Raw genomic sequence first — 5,001 nt, 5'->3', positions numbered from 1 at the left:
CCGTTGCGCAGCGCCTGGCAGGCGAGGTGCAGCGCCACGAGCGACGACGAGCACGCCGTGTCCACCGTCACCGCGGGACCTTCCAGCCCCAACAGGTAGGAGATCCGCCCGGACATGACGCTGTTGCTGTTGGCGAGGCCGAGGATGCCCTCCAGGCCGTCGGGGATGCCGCCGAGCCGGGAGTGGTAGTCGTTGTACATCACCCCCGCGAAGACCCCGGCCCGAGTGCCGCGCAGGCTCTCCGGGACGATCCCCGCGGACTCGACGGCCTCCCAGGCCGCCTCCAGCAGGAGCCGCTGCTGCGGGTCCATCGCCAGGGCCTCGCGAGGGGGGATGCCGAAGAAGTCCGCGTCGAACCCCGCCGGGTCGTCGAGGAAGCCGCCCTCCCGCGCGTGGGCCGTACCGGTCCGCTCCCGGTCCGGGTCGTGGAGGCGGGCCAGGTCCCAACCGCGGTCCGTGGGGAAGCCGGTGACGGCGTCGCGTCCCTCGGCGACGAGCCGCCACAGGTCCTCCGGCGTCGCGACCCCGCCCGGGTAGCGGCAGGCCATGCCGACGATGGCCACGGGCTCCGCGGTGGACGCCGTCGCGGCCGCGGTCCGCCGCTCCTCGTCGGGCACCTGGGCGAGGAGGGATTCCAGGTGGTGCGTGAGCGCGGTGGAGGTGGGGTGGTCGAAGGCGAGCGTCGCCGGGAGGCGGACGCCGGTCGCCGCGGCGAGCCGGTCGCGGAGCCGGACGGACATGAGGGAGTCGAAGCCGAGCTCGCGCAGCGGGCGGTCGAGGTCGACCCGGGCGGGGTCCGACTGGCCGATGGCGGCGGCGACTTCGGCCCGCACCAGCTCCCGCAGAGCCCGCTCCCGCTCGGCGGGCGGGACGGCGGCGAACCGTCCGGCCGTCTTCGGCGCCTCCTCCGACCCGCGGAGGAACTCCGCGAAGAGCGGCGCCGGCCTCGCCGCGGTGAAGAGCGGGAGGAACCGCGGCCACGCCGCGTCGACGAGCACGCCGTCCCCGCCCAGCGCGACCGAACGGGCCAGCGCCGCGACGGCGTCGGCGACCGGCAGCGGGACGAGGCCGCGCCGGCGGAGCTGCCGCTCGCGCTCGGCGTCGACCATGCCGCCGCCGGCCCACGGGCCCCACGCGAGCGAGGCCGCCGCCGGCCCGCGCGCCCGACGCCGCGCGGCGACCGCGTCGAGTGCGGCGTTGGCGGCGCCGTACGCCGCCTGGCCTGCCGCGCCCCAGATGCCGGAGACGGAGGAGAAGAGCACGAAGGCGTCCAACTCCGCGTCGGCGAACACCTCGTCGAGGACCCGGGCGCCCCCGGCCTTCGCCGCCATGACGGACCGCAGGTCCTCGTGCCCGGTCTCCAGCAGCGGCTTCTGCGCGCCGACCCCCGCGGCGTGGAAGACCGCCCGGACGGGCGCACCGCCCTCGGCCGCCTCGCGCGCGACCGCGGCCATCGCCTCCCGGTCCGCGACGTCCGCCGCGACGGCGCGTGCCGGTGTGCCGCAGGCGGCCAGTTCCGCAAGCAGCTCCCCCGCGCCGGGGGCCTCGGGGCCCTGCCGGGAGACCAACAGGACGGAGCAGCCGCCGAGTCGGGCCGTCCAGCGGGCGACGTGGGCGCCGAGCGACCCGGTGCCGCCGGTGATCAGCACCGACCCCGAGGGCTGCCAGCCGTCCGGCTCGTCCGCCGGCGCGGCGGCGACGAGGCGGCGTGCGAAGACGCCGTCGTCCGCGATGCGGACCTGGTCCTCGTCGCCGCCGCCGGAGAGCAGCCCCGCCAGGCGGGCGGCGGCGGAGTCGGTGCGCTCCTCCGGCACGTCGACCAACCCGCCCCACCGGTCGGGGAGTTCGAGCGCGGCGGCCCGTCCGAGGCCCCACACCGCGGCGGCGTCCGGGTCGTCGTCCGCGCGGTGGGTGACGCACCACACCTCGGCGGCCACCTTCGCGTCGGCGAGCGCCTGCACCGCCGTGAGCAGCTCCACCGGGCGCCGTGCGAAGCACAGGACGCCGGCGAACTCCCCGTCGGGCAGCCGCGCGGCGAGCTCCGCGCGCCCCTCCTCCCCGTCGAAGGCGACGGTGACGGCGTCCTCGACGGGGGCCGCGCTCCACGAGGGCGAGGCGGACGCCGTCGCCAGGACCAGCCAGGTGCCGGGGGCCGGTCCGGCCGGCGGGAGCTCGGTGACGCGCTGCCAGGCCACCTCGTGCCGCAGCGCGTCCACCCGCGCGGGCGCACGGGCGGCCAGCCGACCGGTGTCCACCGTGCGCAGCACGAGCCCCTCGGTGGTGAGCACCGGTTCCCCCGAGTCGGTGACGGCGTCGAGCCGCACGGACCCGGCAGCCGTCCGCAGCCGGACGCGCAGTGCGCGGGGGCCAGGCGAGTGCACGGTCGTGGGGCCGAAGGCGAACGGCAGGCGGACGTCGCGGGAGGCGCCGACGGCCAAGGGGTGCAACGCGGCGTCCAGCAGCGCGGGGTGGACGGCGAGGCGCATGTCCTCGCAGCCTTCGGGGAGTACGGCTTCGGCGTACGTCTCCTCCTCCGACCGCCACACCGCGCGCAGGCCGCGGAAGGCGGGCCCGTACGCGTAGCCGCGGGCGGCCAGCTCCTCGTAGAGCTCCTCGACGGGGATCTCCTCGGTCTCCGCGGGGGGCCACGGGCGTTCGGTCCACGAGGTGTCGGCCGCCTGCTCGACGGATTCGGCGAGCGTCCCCGTCGCGTGCACCACCCAGTCGCCGTCCCCCTCCCGGGACCGGATCACCAGGTCCCGGTCGCCGTCTCCCGGCGCTGCCACCCACACCTGCACGTCGCTGCCGGTCGCCGGCAGCGACAGCGGTGCTTCGACGACCAGTTCGCCGAGGTGCCCGCACCCCGCGCGGCGTGCGGCCGTGCAGGCGAGCTCCAGGAACCCCGTACCGGCGAGGAGGACGCTGCCCGCGACGGCGTGGTCGGCGAGCCACGGGTCCGTCGAGGGGGAGACCCTGCCGCTGAGTACCAGGCCGCCGCCGGCGGGCAGTTCCACGGCGGCGGTGAGGAACGGGTGGTCGACGGCGTCGCTGCCCGCGCCTTCCGGGGGCGTCGAGGGGATCCAGTAGCGCTCGCGTTGGAAGGGGTAGGTGGGGAGGTCGGTGGGCGGTGCGGGCGGGAGGAGTGCGGGCCAGTCGACGGAGGCGCCGTGGGTGTGCGCGTCGGCGAGGGAGCGGAGGAAGGAGCCGGTCTCGTCCTCGTCGCGTCGGGCGCTGGCGAGAGCGGTGTGCCCCGTGGTGATGAGCGGGGTGAGCGCGGCGTCCGGGCCGATCTCCAGGAGGAGGTCGTCGTTCGGGAGTTGGACGAGCGCGTCGTGGAATCGGACGGTGTGGCGGATCTGGTCGACCCAGTAGGCGGGGCTGGTCATCGGGTGGGGGCTGTCGGCGGTCGGGACGACGGGGACGGTGGGCTCGTGGAAGGTGAGCCCTTCGAGGACGGCGGCGAACTCGTCGAGGACGGGGTTCATGAGGGGGGAGTGGAAGGCGTGGCTGACGCGGAGCTTGGTGGTGCGTCGGCCGCGGCGGCGCCACAGGTCGCCGATCTGCTGGACGCTCTTTTCGGTTCCGGAGATGACGACGGCTCGGGGTCCGTTGACGGCGGCGAGGGCGACGGTGGGGGTGAGGGTGGCGACCACTTCGTGTTCGGTGGCTTGGATGGCGAGCATGGTGCCGTGTGGGGGGAGTTGGTGCATGAGGTGGGCGCGGGTGGTGAGGAGGTGTGCGGCGTCGTGGAGGGTGAGGATGCCGGCGGTGGTGGCGGCGGTGATTTCGCCGATGGAGTGGCCGGTGAGGGTGGTGGGGGTGAGGCCGTGTGTTTGGTAGAGGCGGGTGAGGGCGTATTGGTGGGCGAAGAGGAGGGGTTGGGCGTGCTGCGTGGGGTCGGGGTTCTCCATGAGGGTGCGTAGGGGCTGGGTGAGGTGGGGATCGAGGTGGGCAGCGGCTTCCTCCAGGGCGTGTGCGTAGGCGGGGAAGTGCTGGGCGAGTTGCCGACCCATGGCGGGGTGTTGGGTGCCCTGGCCGGGGTAAAGAGCGGCGATGCCCCTGGGCTTGGCCTGAATGGTGGTGGGGTGGGCGAGGTGGGTGAGGATCTCGGTGCGGGTGCCGGTGGCGTGGGTGCGGTGGGCGTGGTGGGTGCGGTGGCGGGCGAGGGTGCGGGCGGTGTGGTGGAGGGGCTCGTCGGGATGCCGGGTCAAGTGCTCGTGCAGAGCGGCGGCTTGAGCGCGCAGGGCCTCGGGCGTCTTCGCCGACAGCACCAGCGGCACGGCAACCTCCGTCCATGCCGGGGGAGTTGCAGAGGGTTCGGGCGGCGGGTCGCCTTCTCCGAGGACGACGTGCGCGTTGGTGCCGCTGATGCCGAAGGCGGAGACGGCGGCGTGGCGCGGCCGGTCGTGACGGGGCCAGGGGCGGGACGCGGCGAGGAGGCGGAGGGCCCCGGATGCCCAATCGACGGCGGTCGTGGGGTGGTTGGTGTGCAGGGTGGGCGGCAGCGTCTCGTGGCGGAGCGCCTGGACGGCTTTGACGAGCCCGGCGATGCCCGCGGCGGCCTGGGCGTGGCCGATGTTGGACTTGACGCTGCCGAGGTGCAGCGGCCGGTCCGCGGAGTGGGCACGCCCGTACGTCGCTTGGAGAGCCTGAAGCTCGATCGGGTCTCCGAGCTGTGTGCCGGTGCCGTGGGCCTCCAGCAAGTCCACGTCTGCGGCAGGGACTTGGGCACGACGCAGCGCCGCCCGGATGGCGCGCTGCTGTGACGGCCCGTTGGGTGCGGTCAGCCCGTTGGAGGCACCGTCCTGATTGACGGCGGAACCCCGCACGACGGCGAGGACTCGATGGCCGAGCCGCCTGGCGTCCGACAGCCGCTCCACCACCAGCATCCCCGCCCCCTCGGCCATGCCGAAGCCGTCCGCGTCGGCGGAGAACGGCTTGCACCGGCCGTCGGGCGCCAGCGCGCGCAACCTGCTGAACTCGATGAACAGCCCGGGCTCT

1 protein-coding gene is annotated in these 5,001 nt (G+C 75.4%); it reads right to left on the bottom strand.

Annotated elements, in window-relative coordinates; translation table 11 throughout:
- On the bottom strand, window positions 1–5,001 hold a 5,001-nt coding region (locus tag UWG_RS0121670; protein WP_016909301.1), incomplete at both ends, for a type I polyketide synthase.

The organism is Streptomyces xiaopingdaonensis (genome assembly GCF_000262345.1).
In the GTDB taxonomy this organism is placed as follows: Bacteria; Actinomycetota; Actinomycetes; order Streptomycetales; family Streptomycetaceae; genus Streptomyces; species Streptomyces xiaopingdaonensis.
Note: the sequence above shows the minus strand (reverse complement) of the source record. Positions and strands in the feature narration are given on the sequence as shown.